Origin of the sequence: Flavimarina sp. Hel_I_48 (genome assembly GCF_000733945.1) — a bacterium.
In the GTDB taxonomy this organism is placed as follows: domain Bacteria; phylum Bacteroidota; class Bacteroidia; order Flavobacteriales; family Flavobacteriaceae; genus Leeuwenhoekiella.
Window position 1 is genome coordinate 279,028 of the sequence record NZ_JPOL01000002.1, and the last position, 26,403, is coordinate 305,430.

General features: G+C 37.1%; 21 protein-coding genes and 1 pseudogene. 16 read left to right on the top strand and 6 right to left on the bottom strand.

Translation table 11 applies throughout. The features are described from left to right. Window positions 1-157: 157 nt before the first annotated feature. Window positions 158-391 carry a GNAT family N-acetyltransferase gene (locus P162_RS01470; protein ID WP_206340669.1) on the top strand — a complete coding sequence of 78 codons (234 nt, stop codon included), beginning with the start codon at window positions 158-160 and terminating at the stop codon, window positions 389-391. An 18-nt stretch (window positions 392-409) separates the two neighbouring features. On the opposite strand, the gene P162_RS01475 is transcribed toward P162_RS01470, so the two are convergent. After that, a complete protein-coding gene (locus tag P162_RS01475) occupies window positions 410-1,666 on the bottom strand; it encodes a hypothetical protein (protein WP_031425420.1) in 1,257 nt (418 codons plus the stop codon). A gap of 101 nt (window positions 1,667-1,767) precedes the next feature. On the opposite strand from P162_RS01475, the gene P162_RS01480 reads away from it, so the two are divergent. The 3 genes from P162_RS01480 (at window position 1,768) to P162_RS01490 (ending at window position 5,214) form a co-directional block, all read left to right on the top strand. Next, the gene (locus P162_RS01480) at window positions 1,768-2,403 is read left to right on the top strand and encodes a hypothetical protein (protein WP_051907727.1); all 636 of its coding nucleotides are present in this window, start codon (window positions 1,768-1,770) and stop codon (window positions 2,401-2,403) included. 323 nt (window positions 2,404-2,726) lie between these two features. Continuing rightward, the gene (locus P162_RS01485; RefSeq protein WP_051907728.1) at window positions 2,727-4,103 is read left to right on the top strand and encodes a serine hydrolase domain-containing protein; all 1,377 of its coding nucleotides are present in this window, start codon (window positions 2,727-2,729) and stop codon (window positions 4,101-4,103) included. Window positions 4,104-4,557: 454 nt separating this feature from the next. Next, on the top strand, window positions 4,558-5,214 hold the full coding sequence (locus P162_RS01490; protein ID WP_031425423.1) for a hypothetical protein: 657 nt from the start codon (window positions 4,558-4,560) through the stop codon (window positions 5,212-5,214). Window positions 5,215-5,295: 81 nt separating this feature from the next. Here the strand turns inward: P162_RS01490 and P162_RS01495 are convergent. Continuing rightward, window positions 5,296-5,538: pseudogene (locus P162_RS01495) on the bottom strand (IS110 family transposase); the annotation flags it as partial. Window positions 5,539-5,959: 421 nt separating this feature from the next. On the opposite strand from P162_RS01495, the gene P162_RS01500 reads away from it, so the two are divergent. The 4 genes from P162_RS01500 to P162_RS01515 all read left to right on the top strand — a co-directional run bounded on the left by P162_RS01500 (window position 5,960) and on the right by P162_RS01515 (window position 8,986). Then, the gene (locus P162_RS01500; RefSeq protein WP_031425425.1) at window positions 5,960-6,592 is read left to right on the top strand and encodes a hypothetical protein; all 633 of its coding nucleotides are present in this window, start codon (window positions 5,960-5,962) and stop codon (window positions 6,590-6,592) included. A 307-nt stretch (window positions 6,593-6,899) separates the two neighbouring features. Next, window positions 6,900-7,079, top strand: coding sequence for a hypothetical protein (locus tag P162_RS01505; RefSeq protein ID WP_031425426.1), 180 nt, complete (start codon window positions 6,900-6,902; stop codon window positions 7,077-7,079). A gap of 307 nt (window positions 7,080-7,386) precedes the next feature. Beyond that, window positions 7,387-8,088, top strand: coding sequence for a hypothetical protein (locus tag P162_RS01510; protein WP_031425427.1), 702 nt, complete (start codon window positions 7,387-7,389; stop codon window positions 8,086-8,088). Continuing rightward, on the top strand, window positions 8,045-8,986 hold the full coding sequence (locus tag P162_RS01515; RefSeq protein WP_316931578.1) for a hypothetical protein: 942 nt from the start codon (window positions 8,045-8,047) through the stop codon (window positions 8,984-8,986). The genes P162_RS01510 and P162_RS01515 overlap by 44 nt, the downstream gene beginning before the upstream one ends. A gap of 254 nt (window positions 8,987-9,240) precedes the next feature. Here the strand turns inward: P162_RS01515 and P162_RS01520 are convergent, their stop codons facing one another. Next, window positions 9,241-10,125 carry an AraC family transcriptional regulator gene (locus P162_RS01520; RefSeq protein ID WP_031425429.1) on the bottom strand — a complete coding sequence of 295 codons (885 nt, stop codon included), beginning with the start codon at window positions 10,123-10,125 and terminating at the stop codon, window positions 9,241-9,243. A 281-nt stretch (window positions 10,126-10,406) separates the two neighbouring features. Here P162_RS01520 and P162_RS01525 point away from each other — a divergent pair, with 281 nt between their 5' ends. From P162_RS01525 to P162_RS01555, 7 genes are read left to right on the top strand one after another with little or no spacing between them, the layout of a single operon-like run. After that, window positions 10,407-13,370: a SusC/RagA family TonB-linked outer membrane protein gene (locus P162_RS01525; RefSeq protein WP_035916736.1), complete on the top strand. Its 2,964-nt coding sequence runs from the start codon at window positions 10,407-10,409 to the stop codon at window positions 13,368-13,370. Between the two features lie 10 nt (window positions 13,371-13,380). Continuing rightward, on the top strand, window positions 13,381-15,021 hold the full coding sequence (locus tag P162_RS01530) for a RagB/SusD family nutrient uptake outer membrane protein (protein WP_031425431.1): 1,641 nt from the start codon (window positions 13,381-13,383) through the stop codon (window positions 15,019-15,021). Next, complete coding sequence (locus P162_RS01535; RefSeq protein ID WP_206340670.1) at window positions 14,978-16,168, top strand: sialidase family protein; 1,191 nt, start codon at window positions 14,978-14,980, stop codon at window positions 16,166-16,168. The genes P162_RS01530 and P162_RS01535 overlap by 44 nt, the downstream gene beginning before the upstream one ends. A 47-nt stretch (window positions 16,169-16,215) precedes the next feature. Then, window positions 16,216-17,148 (top strand): dihydrodipicolinate synthase family protein, encoded by a 933-nt coding sequence (locus P162_RS01540; protein WP_031425433.1) that lies wholly within the window; start codon window positions 16,216-16,218, stop codon window positions 17,146-17,148. 35 nt (window positions 17,149-17,183) lie between these two features. Then, window positions 17,184-18,683 carry a sodium:solute symporter gene (locus tag P162_RS01545; RefSeq protein ID WP_031425434.1) on the top strand — a complete coding sequence of 500 codons (1,500 nt, stop codon included), beginning with the start codon at window positions 17,184-17,186 and terminating at the stop codon, window positions 18,681-18,683. 58 nt (window positions 18,684-18,741) lie between these two features. Next, window positions 18,742-20,514 (top strand): L-fucose isomerase, encoded by a 1,773-nt coding sequence (locus P162_RS01550; RefSeq protein WP_031425435.1) that lies wholly within the window; start codon window positions 18,742-18,744, stop codon window positions 20,512-20,514. Window positions 20,515-20,564: 50 nt separating this feature from the next. After that, entirely contained in the window at window positions 20,565-22,532 is a 1,968-nt protein-coding gene (locus tag P162_RS01555; protein ID WP_051907730.1) for a beta-N-acetylhexosaminidase family protein, read from the top strand. A 111-nt stretch (window positions 22,533-22,643) separates the two neighbouring features. Here P162_RS01555 and P162_RS01560 read toward each other — a convergent pair whose 3' ends face one another. After that, window positions 22,644-22,934, bottom strand: coding sequence for a type II toxin-antitoxin system RelE/ParE family toxin (locus P162_RS01560; RefSeq protein WP_031425437.1), 291 nt, complete (start codon window positions 22,932-22,934; stop codon window positions 22,644-22,646). Continuing rightward, window positions 22,927-23,202 carry a type II toxin-antitoxin system ParD family antitoxin gene (locus tag P162_RS01565; protein ID WP_035916739.1) on the bottom strand — a complete coding sequence of 92 codons (276 nt, stop codon included), beginning with the start codon at window positions 23,200-23,202 and terminating at the stop codon, window positions 22,927-22,929. The genes P162_RS01560 and P162_RS01565 overlap by 8 nt, the downstream gene beginning before the upstream one ends. A 363-nt stretch (window positions 23,203-23,565) precedes the next feature. Here P162_RS01565 and P162_RS01570 point away from each other — a divergent pair, with 363 nt between their 5' ends. Then, the gene (locus P162_RS01570) at window positions 23,566-25,176 is read left to right on the top strand and encodes an AAA family ATPase (RefSeq protein WP_031425439.1); all 1,611 of its coding nucleotides are present in this window, start codon (window positions 23,566-23,568) and stop codon (window positions 25,174-25,176) included. 321 nt (window positions 25,177-25,497) lie between these two features. Here P162_RS01570 and P162_RS01575 read toward each other — a convergent pair whose 3' ends face one another. Continuing rightward, window positions 25,498-26,046 (bottom strand): hypothetical protein, encoded by a 549-nt coding sequence (locus P162_RS01575; protein ID WP_031425440.1) that lies wholly within the window; start codon window positions 26,044-26,046, stop codon window positions 25,498-25,500. Window positions 26,047-26,403 lie beyond the last annotated feature (357 nt).

Here is a 26,403-nt window from a genome sequence, read left to right on the forward strand (position 1 = left end):
TTTATCATATGGAAGAAAATGAATAAGTGTTACAATGTCCCAATTATTCATTTTATCCTTTATTCAAAATTTTGAAAATAATAATATTTTCTAGGATTAGTGTTGAAATAGAAATTTAAATTCCAACTTAATAATTAGCGTATGGCCAAACAATTAATTGATTTGTATTTCGCGCTCACTAACCGATTATTGCTATGCCTGCTATTTATCAAATTTAGCTGTTAGAAAAGAATTTCAAAAAGAAGGAGTAGGTAGAAAATCAATAGAAATGACTAAAAAGGAAATAGGCGGCGAGACCGCATTGATATTACTTTCCGCACCATTGGCTACGGAATATTATCCAAAAATAGGATTCGAAGAATGCAAAACCATTTTCCAACTATTTTACTAAGGTTTCTTATTCAGATAATTATTTATTCAAAAAAATCTTTTCTTTATTCTTAATTAAGATTTTATTTATACTTCCTGAGCCTTGAAAACTATATCGGATTCCCGAAACGCTTCTCAGTTCAGGTGATCCTAATTCGGTAGAATATGCCAAACGATCGTTAATGAATATTGATAATTTCCCGCTTGATGAAGTTAGCCTAACGTTGGTATCCTTATTCATATCCACCCCAAAATTTGACAGATCATTGGTCTTCCCCGAAACAAGCTGGTCCAATACCCTTAAATTGATCTCCGATACACACCCTTTTGATGCCAAGGGTACAATTATCACTTGGCCATGGCAATAAACCGTAAGGGCCTCGGTGTAACAGCCCTGTAAATCGTCTCTATTTCTACCGACCACCATATCAATAGTGATATCATTGAGATAAAGGTTACGAAAATCCTTGATATAAAAAAGTCTTCCAAGTGTTTGACTGGGATTTTCTTTGAAGACTTTCTTTTTCAACAGGCTATCAGATATTACTATTCTATGTTCAGACATGATTTCTTTTTCGTTCAGATATTTAGGCACACCATTGTCTTGCACTATTCCCAGCCAACCGTTAGATGTAATCAAAAGACCGTGCTGTTTTATTATACTATCGTTGACTACAAGTTTGGCCATAAAATAACCGGGACTGTAATAAATGGAGGTCGCTATACTGTCTAAATTGGATATCCCCTGCCGTTTTGAATCATCCCAGCTCTGCTGTATTTCCAATTTATCCGTCTGGTCGATAGATGCTGGGGTACCATATTCAAAAATGACGGAGTTGGGTATACCTTCAGCGGTCTGCTTACTGGAGAAGCTAAATTCCGATGGGTTCAATTTTTGATCTATAGGAATGCCGTTCATAAAAATGTAGACCATGGGCAACAATATTAAAATAGGTACGGCCATCCAATAGTGTTTCTTTATCCGATTTAGATTGAAGGGATTTTTCTTATTCTCATCTTTTGTGATGAAACCTCGCCAATCCTCGAACCCAAGGTACTGAGCCAGGATATTCAATGTGGTAGTGCTTGGGGTGGAATTATAATTGAGCCTACCCCAGACCCTTTTTAGGGTATTGACACTCAATTTCATGCCCGTTACCTGAAGAATATCATTACTCAGTTTTTCAAAATCATAGGAAGACCATGCGCTGCTTGCCCCCCAACCTAGCTTTTCTTCAATTTTGAAAAGACAATTTTGGATATCCTGGTCTTTTGCTGAAGATTTCAATTCACTCATTTTCTATTGATTACGAGTTTGTACAGGTTTGTATAATAATGGCTTTTAAATTTTATCGAATTAAATGTTCAGGCCTCTACATTTGGGTTAAAGATAAAATTATGAGATCAAGTTTTAAATTTAGTAGTTATATTTTTAGTAGCCTATTTCTCCTTTTTCTTGTAGGCTGTAATTCAAGTAAATCAATAGCCCTGTCCAAAAATAACGTTAGCAATGTTAACCGCAACATATTATTTCATGGTGAAGCTTTGGAAATGGATGCCGCTCCCGGGGGAGGAATGGCGATACTAAAAGACATATCCTTTGACACCGGTACGGTAATATTGGATATTAAAGGGGAAAATAATCCTGGAAAAAGTTTTGTAGGTATCGCCTTTAATATTCAAAATGACACCACTTATGAGGCCATTTACTTTCGCCCATTTAATTTTAGATCCTCCCAGGAGCCTAGAAGGAAACATGGGATCCAATATGTTTTTGAACCAGGTTATTCTTGGGAGAGACTGCGGAATGAAAAGCCAGGTGAATTCGAGGCAGAGTATGTTGATCCACCATTGCCAGATGAATGGTTTTCGATATCGATTACTGTTAAAAAAGATAGTATTTTGGTAAGGGATAAGAACTCAGTTAAATCTTTATTGCGAGTAAGAAGGCTAACGGCAACTTCATCCGATAGAATTGGGTTTTGGGTGGGTAACAACTCAAATGGAAGTTTTAAAAATCTGAAAATTAAATGATACTCATCTGTTCCCATTTTTTATCTCCTGTGTAGCCTTACCTAAAAACAGGACTGTCATTAATTTAAATAAAGGTGTATTTTAACCCAGATTTATCTGAACTATCTATTTGGATAAAAAAAGAGCTTATTTATATTTGGGATTCTTATCGTTTTCCACCAAAAGCATATTGCTCTTAGTTTAAATAGACTTTTTATATTGAATTCATCTTGTATGCCTTCCCGGTAATAGAAATTGTTTAAATTGGTAATTATACAAGAGGAATTCTACTATTATTCATGCGCCTTTTGCCCTAATATTAGACCCTTGGCCAAAATTATAATATGACTAAATTATTTACCATTTTCGGATTTTTATTTTTGGTTTGCACAACCTGTTTTGGACAAACTAAACAAGATAAGAAAATGATAACCGCTCTTGACGAGCTAATTCCACAACGATTCCCAGCTATTGCTCCTGGCTGTGTCGTTTTAGTGGCAAAATCGGGTAAAGTCATTTACAAAAAAGCGTTCGGGACCGCTAATCTGGAATCAAATATTCCAATGGAACCGAGTATGATCTTTAGGATTGGATCTATCACCAAACAATTTACCGCCATCTCTATTTTACAGTTGGTAGAACAAGGCAAAATTCATTTACAGGACAGCGTTCAAGAATTTATTTTTGATTATCCCTATAATGACCATAAAATAACCATTGAAAACTTATTGACACATACCTCGGGTATAAAAGATTATATGACTATTTCCAACCCGGCAGAAGAAAGGACAAACTATACTCCTAGTCAAGGAGTTGATTATTTTAAAGGTGAGCCATTGGAGTTCAAACCCGGCAGCCAGTTTAAATACAGCAATTCAAATTATTATCTATTGGGTTATATTTTAGAAGAAGTCTCAGGTACAACTTACGCTCAATATTTACAAGAAAATATTATAGATAGAGCAGGGTTGCATAACACATCGTACATTGACCCCGACAAAAATATAGCCAATACACCACAAGGATATTCCAGATTTGATGGAAAGTTAGAAAAGGCAACATTACAGAACATCACCACTATTTATGCAGCTGGCGGATTAATGTCAAGCGCAGAGGATTTGTTCAAATGGCAAAAAGCTCTTGATAACAATAAACTGATAAACCGTGAACTAATCTCTAAAGCATTTACGCCCTATAGGTTTGCGGATAATACATATTCAAAATACGGTTATGGTTGGTTCATAAAAAATATAGGTGATAGCAAAACTATTGAGCATTCCGGCTCGACAGATGGTTATCAGAGCGACGCAATTTATTTTCCCAATGAGGATGTTTTTATAGTGACTCTTTTCAATTCCTTTGAACAGGATATGGACTGGACAGTTTTATCCAACGATATTGCTAAGCTTGCAATCGGAAAGCTTATTAATGATGATATACAATTAAAGGAAGATGTTTTACAGACCTACGCAGGTAGGTATATTTTCAATGCTGAACATCAATTAGTCGTTACTTTTAAAGATGGAAAACTCTTCATAGAAGGAACAAATCCAGATGATAGATTACCCCAAGTCCAGCTATATGCAAAAAGTAAAAATATGTTCTATATTAAAGAGGCCGAATTAAGGTTCGAATTCGGAAATGATGTCAGCAACAATTCTATAAAAATAGTGACCTACAACAATCGTGGAAAAGATGCAGAATGGATAAGATCGAAATAAATAAAACACGGCAAACAGAAAATACCAGAGGGAGAATATCTGTCTTAAAATATATTACTCCATTTGAGTGACCTATTACCTTCCCTAAAAATTAGACGTGAAAAATTTAATATAAGTCATATTTTAAGAAACTACTGAAAATTTGTCTGGGTTTACTTAAACGCAGGTTTGTTTGAACTATCCCTTAGGCTTAAAAGAGGTTTTTCAAGCTTCTACCTTAGTGGATTTTCTGAAGACCCACCCAAAGTTCATTTTCCCATACCTATTATTGAACATTTCAAAAATTGCAGCAAAGAGTTTATTTTAGGATTTCAGACACTACTTTAAATGAACTTTGGAAACATCAAACTATTAGGTTCATCCTCATTATAATCAAATTGTTTAAATTAGTCAATGTATAAGAGAAATAAACGTACTGGTACGTTTATCCACATATTACCTGCAAGCTAAAAAAATGCTGAACTACGATAAAATATATCTGATTGGAGAAACACATTCCAATCGACCATTTAGAGGAGAAATTGACAACTTTGATTTGGCGGAATCCGAAATTTCTCGCGGAGAAAAAGAGGTGTCTGAAATAGTTCCTGTTAAACATTCAATGGGCGGAAAAACTCTTTATGATGTTATTTGGACAACTAATGCATTTCCACTTATTGTGAGTGAAAGAGTAATTGAATTATTTATATCAAATGGAATTACAGGTTGGAAAACTTATAACGTTAAAATCTACTCAAAAAAGAATGAACTTATCGACCAAAAATATTATGGACTAATAATAACTGGAAGATGTGGATATCAAGATTATTCCAAAAACTCAATAATTATGGGTAAAATCGGAATTATGATACAGCCACATTCAAAAGGTTTTTATTTTAAAGATGATTATTGGGATGGTTCTGACTTGTTTATGTGTAAGCCGAATGAAAATGGAGAATCGAATATGTTTAGGTTTTGTACTCAAAAATTAGCCGATTTAATAAAAAAAGAAAAAATAAATAATCTGTCTCTTGAAAAGGTAACTGACTTTTCGTTGTCAATTCCCCTGTATGACATTAAACTGACTGAAAAGCAGAAATTAAAAATTGAAAAATTAAAAGCCAGCAGGTAATCGAGTAGGCGGCCGTGAGCGGTAAGCCCACGGTGCACCTCTCACACCAAAGTACTGTGGCAAAAAACAAGCAAAAAAGCATTAATTTTTCATCAGTGTACTCCGGTAGTTATCCTCATATATCAACCCTGATTTAGCAATTGCGAAAGCTTGCTTTAACAATTTATTGCACATTGCTATCAGTGAGAGTTTTTTACTTTTTCCCTTGGCAACGATCCGCTCATAAATTGCCCTGCAGGCCCTTTTATATTTGCAGGCATTGAAACTGCACATGAACAATAGGTTACGCAGTTTTTGGTTGCCAATCTTACTTATGCGTGGTCGTCTGTAGGCTTCCTTAAAACAGGACAGTCGTTAATCCGGATTAAGGTGTAAAAAAATCCAGGCTTTCTTGAACTATCCCCTAGACTCAAAAGAGGTTTTTTTAATCATTTTCCACCAAAAGCATTAAGCTTCTACTTAAGTAAATTTTCTGAAACCCCTCCCAAAGTTCATTTTCCCATACCTATTATTGAACATTTCAAGATTTCCAGCAGAGCGTTTATTTTAGGATTTTAGACACTCCTTTAAATGAACTTTAAAATTATGACAATATTGAATAATGTTCTCTTATCCACCAATAAGATTTCATATACGGATGTTAAGAAATTTGTTTCCATATACAGCCATTCGAAGCAATTACGAGTAAGAATTGTTTAAATTGCTCAGAACTACTAGTTGTGTATAAGCTGAAAAAAAACCGAAATTGAAGACAAAAGACAGATATGAAATATTAAATTCACTTCCAGCTTACGGACCAATGTATCTTCCTATAACTCAAAACGGAGAATCTTTCTACCAAGAAGGATTTGTAGTCAGGTTTTATAAAAATGACGGAACGGATTGGGTTGCAAATTTTCAACCAGGTTGGACAAAACTGAATAAGATTTTTGATTTTCCAGAGAAAAATATTGTAGTGGTTTTGGCTGGTGGACTTGGCTACATAATGAATCCCGATTCAGAAAAACCTCTTATAACTTTTGGACTTGTAATATCTAATGTATTTCAAGCGGAAAATGGAAATCTAATTTGTGTTGACCAAATTGGAGTTCAAATGTTGGATAACACAAATGGAGAGATATGGACAAGCGAACGAATTTCTTGGGACGGATTTAAAGATTTAACTTATGAGAATGGAGTTTTAAGCGGATTATCATATAACCCAACAGACTCATTACAAGAATGGAGTGACTTCTCACTAAACATTAAAACTAAAAAAATTGAAGGCGGAAGTTGGAGAGAAATGTTGGATAGAAATCCGAATTTAGAAATGAAAAATAGACTTGAAATACAAGAAAAACCCATAAAAAAGAAACCGAAATGGAAATTTTGGAAATAGTAAAAGTCTACACACAACACAGAATTGAGGCGAAATAATAATTATTTTGGATCAAAAAAATCAAGGTGATAAACGTTGAAAACTTACTGTTATTAGAAGATTCAGGGTATTTAAACGCAGGTTTATTTGGACTTTCCACGCAACATCAATTAAATAAGTACCAGTCGGCAAAATGTACTGTTTAATTTCGGTCATTTCGGGTAGCGTCCTTGCGGATTTGAATTTCACAATTTTATAGGCTAATTTAGACGCTTGCGCACCCAAATAACCTGAATATTATACCCATAATTGGGCATTCATCAAAAAAATGGTTGATATTTTATTAGGTATTTTGTTTATATTTCTGGGAATTCTGATTTTGCTTTTAATGAAAGATCAATCGAAGAATGTGGGGAGCCGATTCGGTTATAGCTCAAAAATTTATGTTGGAGCCTTTGGATTTATTGTAATTGGTATCGCAATGATTGTACATGAAATTAAAAAATAATTTCAGGGAATATCTCACCTAGTGTGTCAATAGGCCCACCTTTATTTGGACTTTCTGAAGCCACACCCAAAGTTCATTTTCCCATACCTATAATTAAACATTTCAAGATACCTGTTAAAGGGTAATGTTGGGATTTCTGTCATTATTTCAAGTAAACTTTAATTAGGGAATTGATTGTGCATGCCGTGGTTACAATCAAAATTGTCTAAATTGGTCACTATATAAGAGTAATAAACGTAGCAATTTATCCATACATCATGTGTGATTTGAAAAAACCTATAGAACTAATAATGCAATCAAAATCAAAGTGAGTATATTTTCATATCACTTAGTCGAATTTCCCTTTTTTGTTGCAGCAAAAAGAATATTCTCAAATCCAATTTCCAAAAACACCAAGGGACTCATTCACTCCGAATACATGACGGCAATGACTCTAGGTTCTCCAATTATTTCTCCCTCTAGAGTTTTAATAGGTCAAATAGCAGTTTTTATGCAATGGGAAAATCAAGCTGCCCTTGAAAACTATTTGGAACAAGACAATTTTGGAAGAATTCTAGAAAAAGGCTGGCATGTGCGTTTGTCTTTTATAAGAGAATGGGGAAACTTTAGTGGATTCAAAATACCAGAATATAAAGACAGATTAGAAAGTCCAAATTCTCCAGTTGTCGCTGTAACAATAGCAAGAATGAAACCTATGGCAGTACCCAGATTTATCCATTGGGGAAGGCCTGTAGAAAAACTAGTAAGAGACCATCCTGGAACTACTCTTTCATTGGCATCAGTAAAGTTTCCGAATACTGTATCAACATTTTCAATTTGGAAAACGGAAAAAGAAATGACGGATATGGTTCATGGTCATAGTGCGGTCGACAAGCCTAAAAGACATTCCGCGGCAATGAAAGAAAGAGAAAGGAAGAACTTTCATTTTGAGTTCACCACATTAAGATTTAAACCTTTGGCCGAGTTTGGAAAATGGAAAGGACAATCAAACTTTATTCCCAATATTTGAGATACCAGTAAAAATGGGGATAGCGCACAAAAAACAAAGCATACAAGATTGGATTACTCAGCAATGGGTCATTGCTTTTGGGAATGAAATTGATGAAATAAATCACAAGTGGCTTTTAGGTCCATTTGGAGCCACAAATGGTATTGGGAATAAATTCATCAAGCAGTTAGCAGAAAAAGAACATTTGGTTATTAATAACCATAAACCAGATAAGGGGATAATTGAATCAATCGACCAGTTAAATCTGTCTTCAAATGAAATAAACGCCTTATCTCAAGATGTAATTGATTTTTATGAGAACACATCTAATTATGACCTTAAATTAAAAGTAAAATGGAATCCACTATTTAAAGGATTAGGCTTCTTAGTAAGAATAATTTTCAGCAAAAGAATAGAACAATTGAATGTTCCAATTCAAAACCTAGAAGACTCATCAGGTTTAACAAATGAAATAATTCAATTACTCGACTCTAAAACAGATGAAGTCAAAAGAACAATTTGGCTTCGAGCATTGAAATCGACAGGTCAAGTAGTCTATTCAGGTGTTTATGAAACTTGTACTATTCCATCAGGTAAGACCTGTATAAAAGCAATATTTCCTTTGCCTAACGGAAATGCAACAGTCATTTTAACTCCTAAAATTGGAAAAAACGGAGAACTCATATTAGAGTCCGCAGGGCAAAAAATTGGAGATAGCGGATTTTACTTCTTGTTACAAGACTCAAAAGGACAACTATGGACTAAATTCATTAAATCCTTTAGAGACAAGCTAATAGTAAGAAGCGAAAATGATAGAGTTACGGCAACACAAACTTTGACTTTATGGAATTTAAGAGTTCTGAAATTTGAATATGAAATAAAAAAAACACGACAAGGTATAAAATATATAACCTTGTAATTAATTCGAATTAAGGTATACTTTAACCCAGGTTTTCTTGAACTATCCTCCAGACTTAAAAGAGGTTTTTTATATCGTTTCCCCCCAAAAGCATTAAGCTTCTACTTCAGGCATATTTTATGAAGATTCACCCAAAGTTCATTTTCCGATACCTATTATTGAACATTTCAAAAATTGCAGCAGAGAGTTTACTTTAGGATTTCAGACCTTCCTTTAAATGAACTTTTAGCAACATAACAATCAGGGATGAAAATTTATTTCTTTTCCGATTGAAGATTTAAAATATATTTCTTTTGATATTGAAGAGGAGTTGAATTTTTTGTTTTTTTAAATTGACGATAGAAATTTGATAAGTTGTTAAATCCTGTTTTATATGCTATATCTTCAATATTCAAACTGTTTTCAACTAACAATCTACAAGCATTAGAAATTCTTACCTCTATAAGAAAGTCCAAAAACGTCTTTTTAGTTATCAGTTTAAAATTCCTACAGAATGAGGTTACGCTCATATTTGCAATATTTGAGATTTTATCCAAAGTCAAATCCTCTCGGTAATTTTCCAAAGTATATGAATAGATCTTATTGAACATGGCCATTTCTGAATCATTTTTTGGATAGTTGTTTGAAATGCCAGATATAAGATACTTTTCTGCGATCATCAATTCCTTTATAATTTTTAGAAGAAGTATAATTTTTTCAATACCGTTGGATATCAACATACTTTGCAATAGGCCAAAGATAACTTCCTTTGAAGGACCGTTAATAACAAAGCCTTTTTTTGAAGTCTCGAAAAAATCACTTAATTGAGAAGCCTCAGGAATGTCCAAAAAATCATAACCTAAGCAATTAGGTAAAAAATGAAGTACTATTGCGTCTACATATAATTCAGACGTCTGCAGAAAATAATCTTCTTTACATCTCCATGTATGTGGAAGATTCTGACCCAAAAAAATTAGATCGCCGCTAGAAAAATTGCTCACATTATGTCCTATAAACTGTGTTCCTTCACCTTTGATTATGTAATGCAGTTCCAATTCTGGATGATAATGCCAAATAGAATCAAAATAAGGTTTGACATCCCTCCTTATATTAAATGAATCACCAGAAATTATAGGAACTTTATGAAAATGCGGTTTCATTTTAATAAAAATTAATGGTAAGATAGTATATAAATTTGCCCATTATTAAGAAATAAATATAATAATTTATTTACATATTTGAATCTAACGAATGCCGAAGTAATGATTCTATTCAAAATTGTGCAAATATTTATTTAATATGATAATTACTTTATTGATTAAATATATAATTCTTAATATCGAATTATTATCAATAGATAGCATAGTTATATATACTAACCAAAAATAGTTAAAATGTTAAGATTTATTTCAAACGATGTAGTCAATTAAAATATACAATTATGAATAAAATTTACTTATTCCTTTTTTTACTAAGTTCCATATCAGCCTTTTCCCAAAAAACGATTACCGGTCAAGTGGTTAGTTCTGATATGATAGAAGGTATTCCAGGTGTCAGTGTTTCCATTAAAGGTGAGAATGGCGGTACAATAACTGATTTGGATGGAAACTATTCAATAGAGGTCAAATCGGAAAATCCAACATTGATCTTCAGCTATCTGGGTTTTAAGAGTCAGGAGCTTCCCGTGGGCCAGAATACGGTAGTTGATATAACTCTTGAAAGTGATGTAAGTGCATTGAGCGAAGTTGTCGTTGTGGGATATGGCGAACAGAGCAAAAGAAACGTCACTGGGGCCATTTCATCAATAAATATGACGGACACAGAGGCAGATATCGATATTACTCAATCTTTCTCAGGTGTTGCCGGTGTTCAATTCAATCAAACTGGACGACCCGGTCAAGTCGGAAACATTTTGATTCGCGGTCAGAACTCCTTAAGTGGCGACAGTGCCCCACTTATCGTATTAGATGGTATAATATTTAGAGGGTCGCTTAATGATATCAATCCACAGGATATTAAATCAATGGAGGTTTTAAAAGATGCAAGTTCAACTGCTATCTATGGGTCAAGAGCAGCAAATGGTGTGATTTTAATAACCTCTAAGGAAGGTACTACGGAAAAACCCCAATTCAATATAAATTTCAATAGCGGTCTTTCAGAACCCTCATCGGAGTTGAAACTGTTGACCGGCGAAAGGTATATTGAAAGAAGATTAGATTGGCGTGAACAATCTGGTCTTGAAGCGGATCCTAAAAATATTACACAGTATTTATCTGAGGTTGAAGCAGATAATTATTTAAACGGCATTTCCCGGAACCCCTGGGATGAAATCTTCCAGCAGGGTAGAAACTTAACAATTGACTTTAGCGTTTCGGGTAGATCTGAATACGTAAATTATTTTCTCTCCGCCTCGCACAGTGAGGATGAAGGCTTGGTTTATAATGATAATCTCAAAAGAAATACATTAAGGTCAAATATAGATATTAAGCTCAATGATTACTTAACCGTTGGAACAAATACTACATTTTCAATAAGGGACCTTTCTGGTGAGGCAGCAAGTGTCAGGGACGCTTATAGGGTCAGTCCATTTGGAAACTATTATTTCCCTGATGGATCGCCCACACAGTTTCCAATACCTTCCGAGCAAGCTGCGGTCAATCCGATAAGGTCTGCGATACTAACCGATAATGAGGAAATTTCGAATAATCTCTTCAGCAATTTCTATGCAGAACTTACAGCACCCTTTGTTGACGGCCTATCTTACCGTCTCAATTTTTCTCCAAATTATCTCTGGAATCATAATTATAATTTTGTAAGACAGGACGTAAATGTGGATTTCAACAATACAAGTGGAAGCAAGTACAATAGCAAAACGTACAACTGGTTTCTGGAGAATATTTTGAAATATAATACTGATATTGGAGAGGACCACAATTTGGACATTACGCTTCTTTTAAGTAGAAACCACACCGATTTTGAAAGTACGACCGCTTCTGCACAACGTTTTTCACCAGATGTTTTGGGCTATAACAATTTAGGACTGGGAAACTCCCCAGTAGTTTCATCTATAGCCAATGCTTTTGACGGTGTTTCTTACATGGCACGTATTAACTATCGACTCAAAAACCGCTATTTACTGACCTTTACCACTAGAAGGGATGGTAGTTCGGTGTTTGCATCTAACAATAAATATGCTACATTTCCCTCAGGTGCCCTTGCCTGGATAGTCTCTGAGGAAGAGTTCATGCAAAATCTAGATTTTGTTGATCTGCTCAAGTTTCGAGTTTCATATGGTGCTGTTGGAAATCAGGCCATTGATCCCTATCAATCCCTTACCCTATCAGATACGAGAAGATATGTTTTTGGAAACGATGGGCCAAGCGAATTGGGAGTTGTGACATCATCACTTGGAAATGAAAATCTAAAATGGGAGACTACCTATACCACTAATATAGGACTTGATTTTGAGTTGTTCAAAAGAAGGTTGAGCGGATCAATAGAATTTTATGATAGCAGGACAGAAGACCTGCTGGTCCGCCAAACGATACCGGTTTCAAACGGATACAACAATGTGCTTTCCAATATCGGGGAGGTCAACAATCGAGGTATAGAATTGATAATAAATTCAACCAATATAAATTCCGATTCTTTTAATTGGAGCACTAATTTTAGTTTTTCGTACAATAGAAATAAAATTGTACATCTATTCGGTACGGATATCAACGGTGATGGCCGTGAAGATGATGATATCTCGAACTCTTGGTTCATTAGTAAGCCTATACAGTCGTTTTATGACTATGAATTTGATGGGATATATCAAGAGGGCGATAACGATATCCCGGAAGGTTCGCAACCAGGTTTTGTCAGAGTAAAAGATCTGAACGGTGATGGCGAGATAACCCCGGAGGACAGGACTGTAGTAGGTTCTGGAGGAAGTCCAAGGTATCAGGTAGGAATTACCAATAGTTTCAGTTACAAAAACCTTAACCTTTCCTTTTTCATAAATGCAATGCAAGGCTGGGAAGCACCATTCAATCTAATCAATCCCCTTGTACCCGGCAGAAGTCTCAATCAACTGGATGCCGGATGGTGGACAAGTGAAAATCAATCGAACTCAAGACCATCTTTGACCTATTCTAATCCTTTGGGGACAAATTTCTATAATAGCCGTGATTTCGTAAGAATTCAAGATGTAACATTGGGCTATGACCTTGACAATTCCATTCTCAGCTCCTTGAACTTGACCAAACTTCGGGTCTACTTAAATGCCAAAAACCTTTATACTTTTACAGACTGGCTGGGCCCAGACCCAGAGAATGGAGGCTCCTATTTAAGCATCCAGGGAAGCGACGATCTATATCCAATACCTACCACGATCTCATTAGGTATAAATGTTTCATTTTAATAATACAATCATGAAAAAATTTAATGTACACGTAAGTACGAATATAATCTGGGGTATAAGCCTCCTATTTATTCTATCGATGACCGTTGGGTGTCAGGATGAGTATCTTGATGAAGAACCATTGTCATCTTTGAGTGCAGATAATACCCTTGTTTCTCAGGAAGGATTTGAAATATACTTAAATGGTCTCTATTGGACCTCAAGAGAGGAATACTCGCAAAATGACAATCTTTATTTTATAACCAACTTTCCAGGGACCGATATCGGGGAGGATGCCGGTGCTGAGTATTTTACATACCGGAACTGGGTATCATATCTTACCCCGATCAATAATGAGGTAACGGCGAACTGGAATTGGGCATATTCTAAAATTATCCCACAGGCCAATACAATTATAGTCTATGCAAATAGCCCTGAAAATGATGATACTTGGGAATCGGAAGAAGAAAGAAATGCGGTAATTGCCCAAGCACGCTTCTTTAGGGGATATGCATATAACTTTTTGGCAAACCTTTATGGAGGTGTTCCAATCGTTGATACCATAATGGCCAATCCCAAATTTGATTACACTAGATCCTCTAGGGAAGAGGTGTATGAGTTTGCAAAGAACGATTTAGAATTCGCCGCTGAATGGTTGGTGTCCGTTGATAATGTGCCCCAAGATGGCAAACTCACGAGCGCAGTGGCAAATCACTTGCTCTCAGAGGTGTATATAAGCTTGGGCAATTATGATAAAGCAATTGAGAGCGCCTCGAAAGTTATTGAATCCGGAAACTATCAATTGATGACTGAAAGGTTTGGTAATTATCAGGATGAGCCGGGCGATGTTTTTTCTGATTTGTTTCGTGACGGTAATTACAACAGAAGCTCCGGTAATTTGGAATCTTTATTTGTATGGCAGTTCGAACAGTTTACTGAAGGTGGCGGGGGTTCAAATAACGGAAATTCATCCATAAGAAATCTGGGTCCTTTTTTAACCAAAATATTGAGCCCGGACGGATTTCCAAACCTGCCCACAGATGAGCTGGGTCGAGGTGTGGGAAGAGCAAGGGGAACAAATTACGCTCTATACGATATTTGGGATGATGATTCCGATATACGGAATTCGGAATTTAATTTCAGGAGGGATTTTTATTATAATAATCCATCTTCCAGCTCTTTTGGAGCGTTGATCCCCCCAATTACCATGGCTGAGGACAGTTTAAGAAATCTATATCCCTACCCAAGAAAGATAGAAGGGAATCCCTGGAATGAGAACAACACTTCAGGTAGGATTACCAATGATGTCTACGTTTACAGGTTGGCTGAAACCTATCTACTCCGTGCGGAAGCTTATCTCAGAAACGGGAACACTCAAAATGCCGCTGATGATATCAATACGGTTAGACAAAGGTCAAATGCCATTCCAATTTCTACTGGAGATATTTCAGAGGACTATATATTGGACGAACGTGCAAGAGAATTGCTTTTTGAAGAACCTCGAAGAAAAACCCTTATGAGAATGGGCAAGTTAGTAGATCGAGTTCAAACTTATGGTTTATTAGAAAGTTCTAGAACTACTGTTCAGGAATATCACAATCTATGGCCTATACCTCAAACTGCCATTGATGCGAACCTGGGAGCAGATCTGGAACAAAATCCAGGATATTAAAGCCTTCAACCTTATGAAATCAGGATACATTAAAATAGGATTTTTATTTGTTTTTTTAATTACCTTCAATGGAGCTATTTACTCCCAAACCCCGAATGATGTGACTGGTAAATACTATATACCCCCTCTTGAGGAAGTTGGAAAAAATGCCCTTCTGTTGAGAGAATTTGTATATCCCTTGGACAATAAACCGACCGCCGAAGCCCACGCATCAACAATTGTCGAGACCGCTACGGGGATCGTTATAGGTTTTTTTGCGGGAACATACGAAAGCCACGATGATGTCGGAATAAGGGTAACAAAGTTTCAAAATGGTCAATGGACATGGCCAGTCGAAATGGCTAATGGTTTTGTCAACGATAGCCTTAGGTATCCAACTTGGAACCCGGTACTGTTCCAGCCCAAAAGCGGACCTTTGATGATGTTCTATAAGGTAGGACCTAACCCCAGAGATTGGTGGGGGGTAGTTAAAACATCATTGGATGATGGAAAAACATGGTCCTATGAAAAAAAATTGGGAGAAGATAAAGCTATAGGCCATTTGCTCGGGCCGGTCAAAAATAAACCCATACAGCTAAAAGATGGTACTATCATAAGTCCGTCGAGCACGGAAATTATAGAAAACGATGATACGAGATGGCAGATACACTTCGAAATCAGTAATGACGGAGGAAATACCTGGCATGTTGTTGGACCTATAAATGATGGAAAAAAATTCGACGCAATACAACCAAGTTTACTAGAATTCGGTGATGGGAAATTAATGATTTTAGCTCGTACGCGGCAAGATGTAATTGTTCAATCCTGGTCGAAAGATAATGGTGAAACATGGAGCCAACTGCAAGGGTTAGATTTACCAAATCCAAATTCGGGGACCGATGCTGTAACACTTCAAGATGGAAGACAATTACTTATATACAATCACAAGGTTAAGAAAGATGGAGAAAGAGGGAGAGATATTTTAAACCTTGCTATTTCGATGGATGGGATATCCTGGACACCTGTCATGACAATTGAAAATGAGCCTTCTGAACATGGCTACGCTTATCCTGCAATTATTCAGACCTCCGATGGTTTGATCCATGCTAGCTACACGTATAACAGAAAAGGAATTAAGCATGTGATTATCGATCCAACAAAACTCTAATTTACTTTTATTAGTTCCCCACGTAGAACCTAATCAATCAAAACTATATGACCTCTCAAAATTCTATTTCGATAAATGGTATTATACCACCTTTAATTACTCCTTTGACTGAAACTAAAGCATTGGATTTTATTAGTTTGAGCTTGCTTTTGGAACATATCATTAAAGGGGGGGTTCATGGGGTATTCATACTTGGAACCACCGGCGAAAGCGCAAGTTTGAGCATGGGGCTAAAGGTAAATCTAATAGAAGAAACGATCAAAATCGTTAAAGATCGAATACCGGTACTTGTTGGAGTTACAGATTCATCTTTTGAAGTTTCGGTCGAACTTGCAGATCTCGCACATAAATTGGGTGCAACAGCAGTGGTATCAGCACCACCATTTTATTACAAATTATCTCAAAACGAATTGATTTCATACTATAAAAAGCTTGCGGAGCGCTCCCGACTGCCTGTTTATCTCTATAACATGCCATCGCACACAAAAATCACATTTGAAATTGATACAATAAAGGAGCTTTCAAATGTACCAAACATAGCAGGTTTGAAGGATAGCTCTGGCAATGCCCCCTATTTTCAAAAACTTATACATTTATTCAAAGATCGATCAACCTTCAAATTATTTGTGGGTCCAGAGGAAACTATCGCCGAAACGGTTCTTATGGGCGGTGACGGAGGTGTTCCTGGTGGGGCAAACCTGTTTCCGGAACTGTACGTTGCCCTATACGATGCCGCCATTCGAAAAGATCATAGTCGAACTTTATTATTGCATAACCTTGTCATGAGAATAAGCTCTAAGATCTATAATATGGATAACAACCAATCCAGTTATTTAAAAGGTCTCAAAGGAGCATTATCCACTTTTGGTCTCTGTAAGGACTATTTGGCAGAACCAATAGAGCCATATCTCGGAAAGGATAAAGATAATCTTAAAGAAAGAGTCAATGAGATAAAAAATGAGCTTTCTGAAATAATTTAGGAATCTTATAGTCAAAGATATTTTATAATCCATTTATGAATTTGAGCCTTGTCGATTTAATAGTGTTTGCGGTTTATATGATTGCGATAGTACTCTTTGGGGTTTCATTCTCATTTAAAAAAAGAACATCGGAGGACTATACGACTGGAGGGGGAAGACTCCCGACATGGGCTATTGGAATGTCGATTTTCGCGACTTTTGTAAGCAGTATTAGTTTTCTTGCACTCCCAGGAAACGCCTACCTATCCAACTGGAACGGTTTTGTATTTAGCCTATCAATACCATTGGCAGCAATTGTGGCGGTGGTGTTCTTTGTTCCATTGTATAGAAATATGCAGAGTGAATCAGCGTATTTCTATCTGGAAAAACGTTTTGGACTATGGGCCAGGATTTATGCGTCCGTCTTTTATCTCCTGACTCAACTGGCCAGGATGGGAACCATATTGTACCTTTTGGCCCTACCGCTTAATGTTCTTTTTGGATGGAACATACCTATGATAATTTCGATCACTGGAATATGTGTCATCATTTATGCGACATTGGGGGGTATAGAGGCAGTCGTGTGGACAGATGCAATCCAGGGCATTGTGCTTATAACTGGTGCGATTGCATGCTTATTGATAATACTGTTTGATATGCCCGATGGGCCTTGGCAGGTTTTCGACATAGCTGATAAAAGTAATAAATTCAGTTTGGGAAGTTTTGATTTTGATTTTACACAATCAACCTTTTGGTTAATACTAGTTTATGGACTTTTCATCAATATGCAGAATTTTGGGGTTGATCAGAGTTATATACAAAGGTATTTAAGTGCAAAAACAGAAAGAGAGGCCCAAAAATCGACCCTTTTTGGAAGTCTATTATATATTCCGGTCTCATTGCTGTTTTTCTTTATAGGCACTTCCCTCTACTCATACTATCAAGCCATGCCAGAACTATTGCCCTCCAACCTGCAAGGATTGGAAAATGCCGATAAGATTTTTCCATATTTCATCGTTACGGCCCTCCCAACGGGAATTACCGGGCTATTAATAGCTTCGATATTCGCTGCTGGTATGAGTACAATTTCCACTAGTATCAATAGTTCTGCTACGGTTATTCTGGCGGATCATTACAAAAGGTACATAAAGAAAAATCCAACATCAAAACAGAGCATGCGTGTATTGATAATAGCGTCATCTATTATGGGTGGTATAGGGTTGGTTGTTGGATTGGCACTAAATGGTGTCGAAAGTGCCTTGGATGCCTGGTGGGCACTTGCATCTATTTTCAGCGGGGGGATATTGGGGCTTTTCTTATTGGGATTTATTTCGAGAAAAGTTCAAAGTTCTCAGGCAGCGATAGGGGTTCTGTGTGGGATTATCGTTATAATCTGGATGAGTCTATCTCCAATTTTGTTTACGGGATCATTCATAAAATATGGAAGTCCTTTCCATGCAAACCTTACAATTGTTCTGGGAACTTTAACCATTCTGATCGTAGGGTTCATCCTATCGTACTTTTTTAAAAATAAACAGGCAGGGGATAATAAGTGAGATTTTAACGCTTTTCACTTTTGAGAAAAAACAAGGCAATTTGTAATAAAAAAATAAAATGAATAAAACTATTGAATATCCTAAGATAGGAATTAGACCCATTATTGATGGTCGACTTGGTGGTGTACGCGAATCGCTTGAGGAAATTACGATGAACATGGCCAAAAATGTGGCAAAACTGTTTGAAAACAAGCTCAGTTACCCCAATGGAGAACCTTATCAATGCGTAATCTCAGACAGTTGCATTGGTGGGGTCAGAGAAGCAACGGACTGCGAGAAGAAGTTCAAGGCCCAAAATGTGGGGGTATCCCTATCGGTAACCCCATGTTGGGCATACGGTACAGAAACAATGGATTTTGATCCGCATATGCCCAAGGCCATTTGGGGCTTTAACAGCACCCAACGTCCCGGAGCTGTCTACCTTGCCGCCACCCTTGCCGCCCACAACCAAAAGGGACTTCCCGCTTTTGGCATATACGGAAGTGATGTGCAGGACATGGATGACCAAACGATTACTGAGGACGTTCAGAAAAAACTGCTCAGCTTCGCCCGTGCCGGGATGGCGGTAGCCATTATGCGCGGCAAATCCTATCTGGCAATAGGGAGTGTTTCTATGGGAATTGTCGGCTCTGCGGTAGATCCAAGCTTTTTTCAGTCCTACCTGGGCATGCGAAATGAATATGTAGACTCGTCGGAGGTGCTGCGACGTGTACAAAAAGAGATTTATGACATAGATGAATACGAAAAAGCGGTGAAATGGACCAGGGAAAATTGTACCGAAGGCAAAGATTTTAATGAAAATAAAAGACAGCGCTCCAAAGAACAAAAGCAGGAAGATTGGGAATTTGTGGTAAAGATGACCTTGATCATACGTGATTTGATGGTGGGCAATGATAAATTAAAAGAGAGGGGATTTGGCGAAGAGGCACATGGGCACAATGCCATAGTTTCAGGTTTTCAGGGACAAAGGCAGTGGACTGATTTTATGCCAAATGGGGATTTTTCGGAGGCGATCCTAAACTCATCCTTTGATTGGAATGGAAGGCGCTCCCCATTCATGGTGGCCACCGAGAATGATTCTCTAAATGGTATTTCAATGCTTTTCAATTATTTACTTACCAATACTGCACAGATCTTTGCAGATGTACGCACCTATTGGAGCCCTGATTCTGTACAAAAAGCCACCGGTTGGAAGCCTGAAGGTGAAGCTGAGAACGGATTTATCCATTTGATCAATTCTGGTTCCGCAACACTCGACGGCACCGGGCAGCAGTCAAAGGACGGCAAACCTGTTATGAAGCCCTACTGGGACATTACCCAAGGAGAAGTAGATGCCTCGTTGGAGGCAACTACTTGGTACCCGGCAGATTTGGGCTACTTCCGAGGTGGGGGTTATTCCTCAAAATTTGTCACCAAAGGGGGAATGCCCCTTACCATGTGCCGTATCAATCTTATAAAGGGTCTTGGACCTGTAATGCAGATAGCTGAGGGATTCAGTGTTGACATTCCCAAGGAAATTCATGAAAAACTGGATGAAAGAACGAATATCACTTGGCCCACTACCTGGTTTGTTCCAAGATTAACCGGCAAAGGGGCATTTGCAACTGTCTATACCGTCATGAATAATTGGGGTTCTAATCACGGTGCCATAAGTTATGGCCATATTGGTTCAGACCTGATCACATTGGCTTCAATGTTGAGAATACCTGTATGCATGCATAACGTAAATGATGAAGAAGTGTTTAGACCATCAGTATGGAATTCCTTTGGAATGGATAAAGAGGGTTCAGATTACCGAGCCTGCGAAAATTACGGGCCATTATATTCATAGATTTTACACTGAAATCTATTATCGATTTGTTGGTAATTAAAAAAAATACGATGAAATATCTATTTCTGTATGCCTGCCTTATCATCAGTGGCTTGCTGACAGGCCAAGCTCAAACTGATCAACAAGGTCCATTCCCAACCATAGCACCAATGATATACCCTTCGCCGGTATCCCTCAAGGTGAATGAAGGTGCTTTCAAATTAGGCGATTCGATAAACTTGGTCACGGCCAGCGGATCTCTACCTGAAACTGAATACCTGGTACGGGAATTATTGAAATCCTCCGGAGTCAAAACCATTAAGGTTACGGACCACCTGCCCCCGGTCCTGGATCGTACGTATATTGTCATGGGAGTTGGTGATTCCAAAACAGTTCGGGCTGCACTGGATCAGAGCAATGTCTCCCTGCAAGAATATCCGGAGGGATATACCCTTACAAGCGTTTCACAGGATAAAGGCGCACTAATAGCATTGGTGGGAAATGATCCCGATGGATTATATTATGCATTTCAAAGTTTTCGGCAACTAGTACAAAAAGACGTCATTCCGAACCTGGTTATCCAAGATCATCCTTCAATGCCCATTAGAGGAACGATCGAGGGTTTTTACGGAAAGCCTTGGTCTGTGGAGCAACGTCTCGCTCACCTTAAGTTCCTATCAAGTGTAAAGGCAAACTCCTATGTCTACAGTCCGAAAGATGATCCCTATGCCCGAGATAAGTGGCGTGAACCCTATCCCTCCCATGAGAAAAAAAAGCTGCAACAATTGGTGAGTGCCTCCAAAGAGAACCACGTGAACTTTATTTATGCAATCTCTCCAGGTACGTCGATCTGCTTTTCCAGTGAGGATGATCTCAAAGCCATGGAACTCAAATTTGAAGACCTACGCTCTATAGGTGTGCATAACTTTTACGTTGCTCTCGACGATATTGAATATACGAAGTGGAATTGCGATCAGGATAAAGAGGTATACGGGCCTTCCGGGGAAAAAGCAGCCGGTATGGCACAAGCAGAAGTACTGAATAAGTTACAGGAAAACCTGGAACGCCTGGATCCAGATGCCGAACCCCTTATTATGGTACCTACCGAATATTACGATGCCAAGGAAAGTCCCTATAAAAATGCTCTCATGGAAAATCTCAATCCCAACATAGTCATTCAGTGGACAGGAACGGATGTTGTGCCCCCCTCTATCTCGGTGAGCGATGCACAAAAAGCCACGAAAGCATTCGGTCGTAAAACACTTCTATGGGACAACTATCCCGTAAATGACTTTAAGCAGACCGCAGGTCGTTTGTTGCTTGCACCTTACACCGGACGCGAAGCGGGACTCTCAGAAGAATTAACAGGGATCCTTTCCAATCCCATGAATCAGGAAGCCCCTAGCCGTGTTGCGGTCACGGGAGTAGCGGCCTTTGCTTGGAATGATAGCGGTTACGATCCCGATAGGACATTAGTTTACGCTGCTCGAAATCTTGCAAATGGGGATAAACAGACACTTGAGGCCTTACTTATTTTCTTTGACACACAGCACCTGGCTCCCACATTTGGCAGTCACCCTTGGCAAGAACAGGCTCCTAAGCTAAAATCGTTGCTTGATGGTGTAAGGGAAGCAATTGCATATGGTGATAAAGTTTCTAGGATGGAAGCTATAAAATATCTAAAAAAATCCGCCACCGAATTTAAAAATGCACCAACTTTCATCAGATCAGGTGTTGTTGATCAAGCATTTGTGGAAGAATCTGCTCCATGGCTAGATGCCATGGAACTTTGGGGAGGAGCCCTGGAATATACGGCAAAAGGACTTGAGGCTGCAGATCAAGGAAATTCCGAAGCTCGTGATTATTTTAAACAAGCCAAAGAAATTAAAGAGCAGGCTTCTGAAATTGAAAGCATCCCCGGTGCGACCAGATTTGATGGACACATAAAAATTGCTGATGGTGTGCTTGATGTTTTTATAAATGAGGCCTCTGAATTTTATGTAATAGACACGGACAAAGGTTCAGATACTAATAAATAGTTGAGTTTATATTAAAATATCCATACGCTTTATTATAGATAAACATATTGATTATTCAGGGTTTACTTATTCCCAGGTTTTCTTGAACTTTGCAAATCTATAAATTACCGTTTAAAGGTGCCTCTTAAAATCCTGCCGCTGTCCTAAAATCCGGACTACGAATATGCCGTTTTTGGTTGGTTCGTAAAATACCGTGTGCGACTTGAAATTATATCTTTTTAATGAAGGGGCATACTCAGAGGCACTACGCCCTATTTCGGGACTTTCGGCAAGAGTCTGTAATAACTGAAATAATTCGGATACATAATCATGTGTCTGCGATTCGCCCCAGGTCTCCAAAGTGTAATCCACAATATCATCGATATCATTATCAGCTTTGGACGATAAATTATAACTAGACATTCTTCATGTTCTGAGTCCTGCTGTTCTTACGATTTTTGGCAGCCTCGATAATTTCATCGACAGATCTTGCCTTAGGACTCATACCGCTATCGTAACCTTCCTGGATGGCCGCTTTGGTAATTAAATATTCCCTATTGCTTTCCTCATCCATACGTATTAAATGCCGCATATATTCGCTGTCATTGGCAAATCCACCATTCTCGATTTGCCTTTTGATCCATTCTTCTTGGGAGGTGGTTATAGTCAATGATTTTCTGATAGTTGCCATAGATAAAATTTTATTTACATACAATATACGCAATAAAACACATTATCGACATACGGTAATATCGAATTGATGATAATATTGGTTCTAGGTGCCTCTGGATAGCGGTAATTAATCATTCTATGTATTTGAACTCAATATTACCTTTTCAAAAGTTCATTTTCCCATACCTATTATTAAACATTTCAGAAATTGCAGAAGAGGGTTTATTTTAGGATTTCTGACACTCCTTTAAATGAACTTCTAAAAGTGCAAACGATCGTTATGTAGTTGTTCTAATCAAATTCTTTAAATTGTGCGTATATACGATATACAATCGTAGCGGTAAGTTCATCCATACGTTAGTAATTAATAAAGTAGATAACGATGAAAGTTAAAAAAATTCGACTAAAAAATGGTTATAGAAGATTTCATGATCTGACTATTGATTTAGGTGATAATCCTCACAGAATAGTTGCACTTATTGGCCCAAACGGTTGTGGCAAAAGCAGCGTTATGGATGGGATGCTATTCATTCACAATGCATATGGTTATATTGGTAGCAAAGGACCTAAAGACTACAGCTATCATTCTATGAGTGGAACCCCCAATTACAACTGGGAAAATATATCACTTGAATTTGACCAAGGCTCATATCAAAGTGTAAGAGAATTGAAAGCTAAGGAGGGAAAAGACAAAACATTGTTCTCTTTAAGAAGCCCCTATCGTTATAATAGTAATCTAAAAGTATCTCAATCACAGGCTACTTCAGAACTAAGACTGAATAACTATGGAGCTTCAACATCTTCCGATCTCGACGATAAAATGGAAGAAAATTATAGAAGGCTTTACATTAAATACAGAAAATATCTTAATCAAGCAGATTGTCGGCCAAGTGAAGCGAAAGCTAAGATAATTGGTGATCTCAACAGTTCAATAGGTAATTGTCTTGATTTAGAAATTGTAAGTATAGGAGATATAGAAGCTAACGAAGGAACTTTATATTTTACAAAATCCGATTATTCCTCTAATTTTGAATTTAATGTACTTTCCTCTGGTGAAAAGGAAGTAGTTGACATATTATTAGACTTATATCTTCGAAAGGATGACTACAACGATTCCATTTTCTTGATTGATGAACCCGAACTTCACATTAATACTGCTATTCAAAAGAAGCTGCTGCTTGAAATTAACCAATTAATAGGACCCAACTGCCAGGTATGGGTTGCAACACATAGTGTAGGTTTTCTGCGAGCCCTTCAAGTAGATTTGAAAAATGAATGTCAGATTATTCATTTTGAAGGTGATAGAAAATGGGCATCTGAAGCACAAATTTTGCACCCTATTACGAAAAGTCGCTATAATTGGAAAACCATTTTTGAAACCGCACTGGATGACCTAACTGGATTAGTTAGTCCAAAACGAATAATATACTGCGAAGGGAAAGATAAACCTGGAAAGAATGGTGAAGAGAAAGGTTTTGATGCTAAAGTTTTTAACAACATTTTCGGTGAAAAGCACCACGACACATTATTTATCTCAAGTGGTGGAAACACAGAATTAGATCAACGTAGTGAAATAGCATTGGCTATTCTAACAAAAGTTTTTTCTAATATTGAAATTTGGGTGTTGAAAGATCGTGATGTGTCTTCGGGTAAACAAAACGATGAAAACGATAGGCAAGTTTATCTCAAAACCAATTCTGAGAATTATCGTATTCTAAGAAGGTGGGAAATAGAGAATTATTTGTTTGACAAGGAAGTTTTGGAGAAATTCTGTTCGTTAAATAATCTGACATTTAATGAAGATGAATATGATAGTTTTGTTAAGGATATAATCAATCAAAATGTAAAGGATGAAACTAATAGAATCAAAAATTTTTGTGGAGTTACAACCAGTATCAACTCAGAAAAATTCAAGCTACAACTATCTGAAATAATTACGGCGGACATGGAAGTTTTTAAAGACTTTGAAGAATCAATTTTTGATCGAAAGTAAGCAGCTGTGATTATATGTATAGCATATAACTGCACCTTGCGTAGCTACGACATCACAAATAACAAACTGCTAATCATTGTCAGTTCATTTATATTCAGCTATTGATAGGATTTAATTGGACAAAATGCCTTGGGAGGAAATATTTAATGACGTCAAAAACAAGTAAGGCGCAAAACACGACAGTATCCAATCTTTGTGTTTATTAATTTGGAGCAAAAAAACGCAGGTTTCTTTAGACTTTCAAATTAGGTGCTAACTCATCAGATATTCTGATTTTTTACAGTCAATTAAATAATCAATAAAATAGAGCTTGAGAGATTTCTATTTGTTCAAAAAGGTCAGATCAAAATAATTGTTATCTGGATCTTGACGGTCAATGTACAGCTCGGTCTTACCTTTAACCGCAAAATGTAATTTTAACTTAATCGGTTCCATATTAATATTTGATTTGAAACGGATGCGTTGATTGCGGTAGGGAATATCAAGTATTATGAGATTATTATGCATCTGCACACGTTCATTTCTCTGGTTGTATCCACTGCCAACAGATACTTCCTGCATATAGCTATTGGTATGAATTTTTAATTCGTCCAAATTGATTATCAGTTTATCCCCTGTTTTCTTTAACCTATTAATTCGCTTGATATTTTCATCCCAGAGCTTCCTATCAGTTATTGTGATCCTTATCAAATATATTAAAAATGGTATGGTTAGAATTGCCCCAAACCCGGCAATATAAATATTTGACTTACCCGCCAAATGATATTTACCACGCCAGCCCATCCCTATTAAGAAAATCGTGACCCCAAGAACTGTAGTTACAATAAAAATATTGTTCCATATTGTGAGGAGGATTTTTTTAAATTTCATTTTAAAGTATCAATTGTTGCAAAACTAATATAATATCTAGAAAATAGTTTTCCTGCATCATTTTAAAACCTGATTATAAGCTTTCTCGAAAACGACCTTTCACCATTGGATTAGACAAATTAAAGTTTAGTTTTCGAGTGAATAAATATAATATTTATGTTAACAGAGGACTTTAGTATACTTAAAACCAGGATTGTTTGAACTATCCACCAGGCTCAAAAGAGGTTTTTTTAATCGTTTTCTCCAAAAAGCATTTTGCCCTTTCCTTCAGGTAGATCTTCTCAAGCTCCAAAAGTTCATTTTCGCATACCTATTATTGAACTTTTCAAGATTTCTAGCAGAGGGTTTATTTTAGGA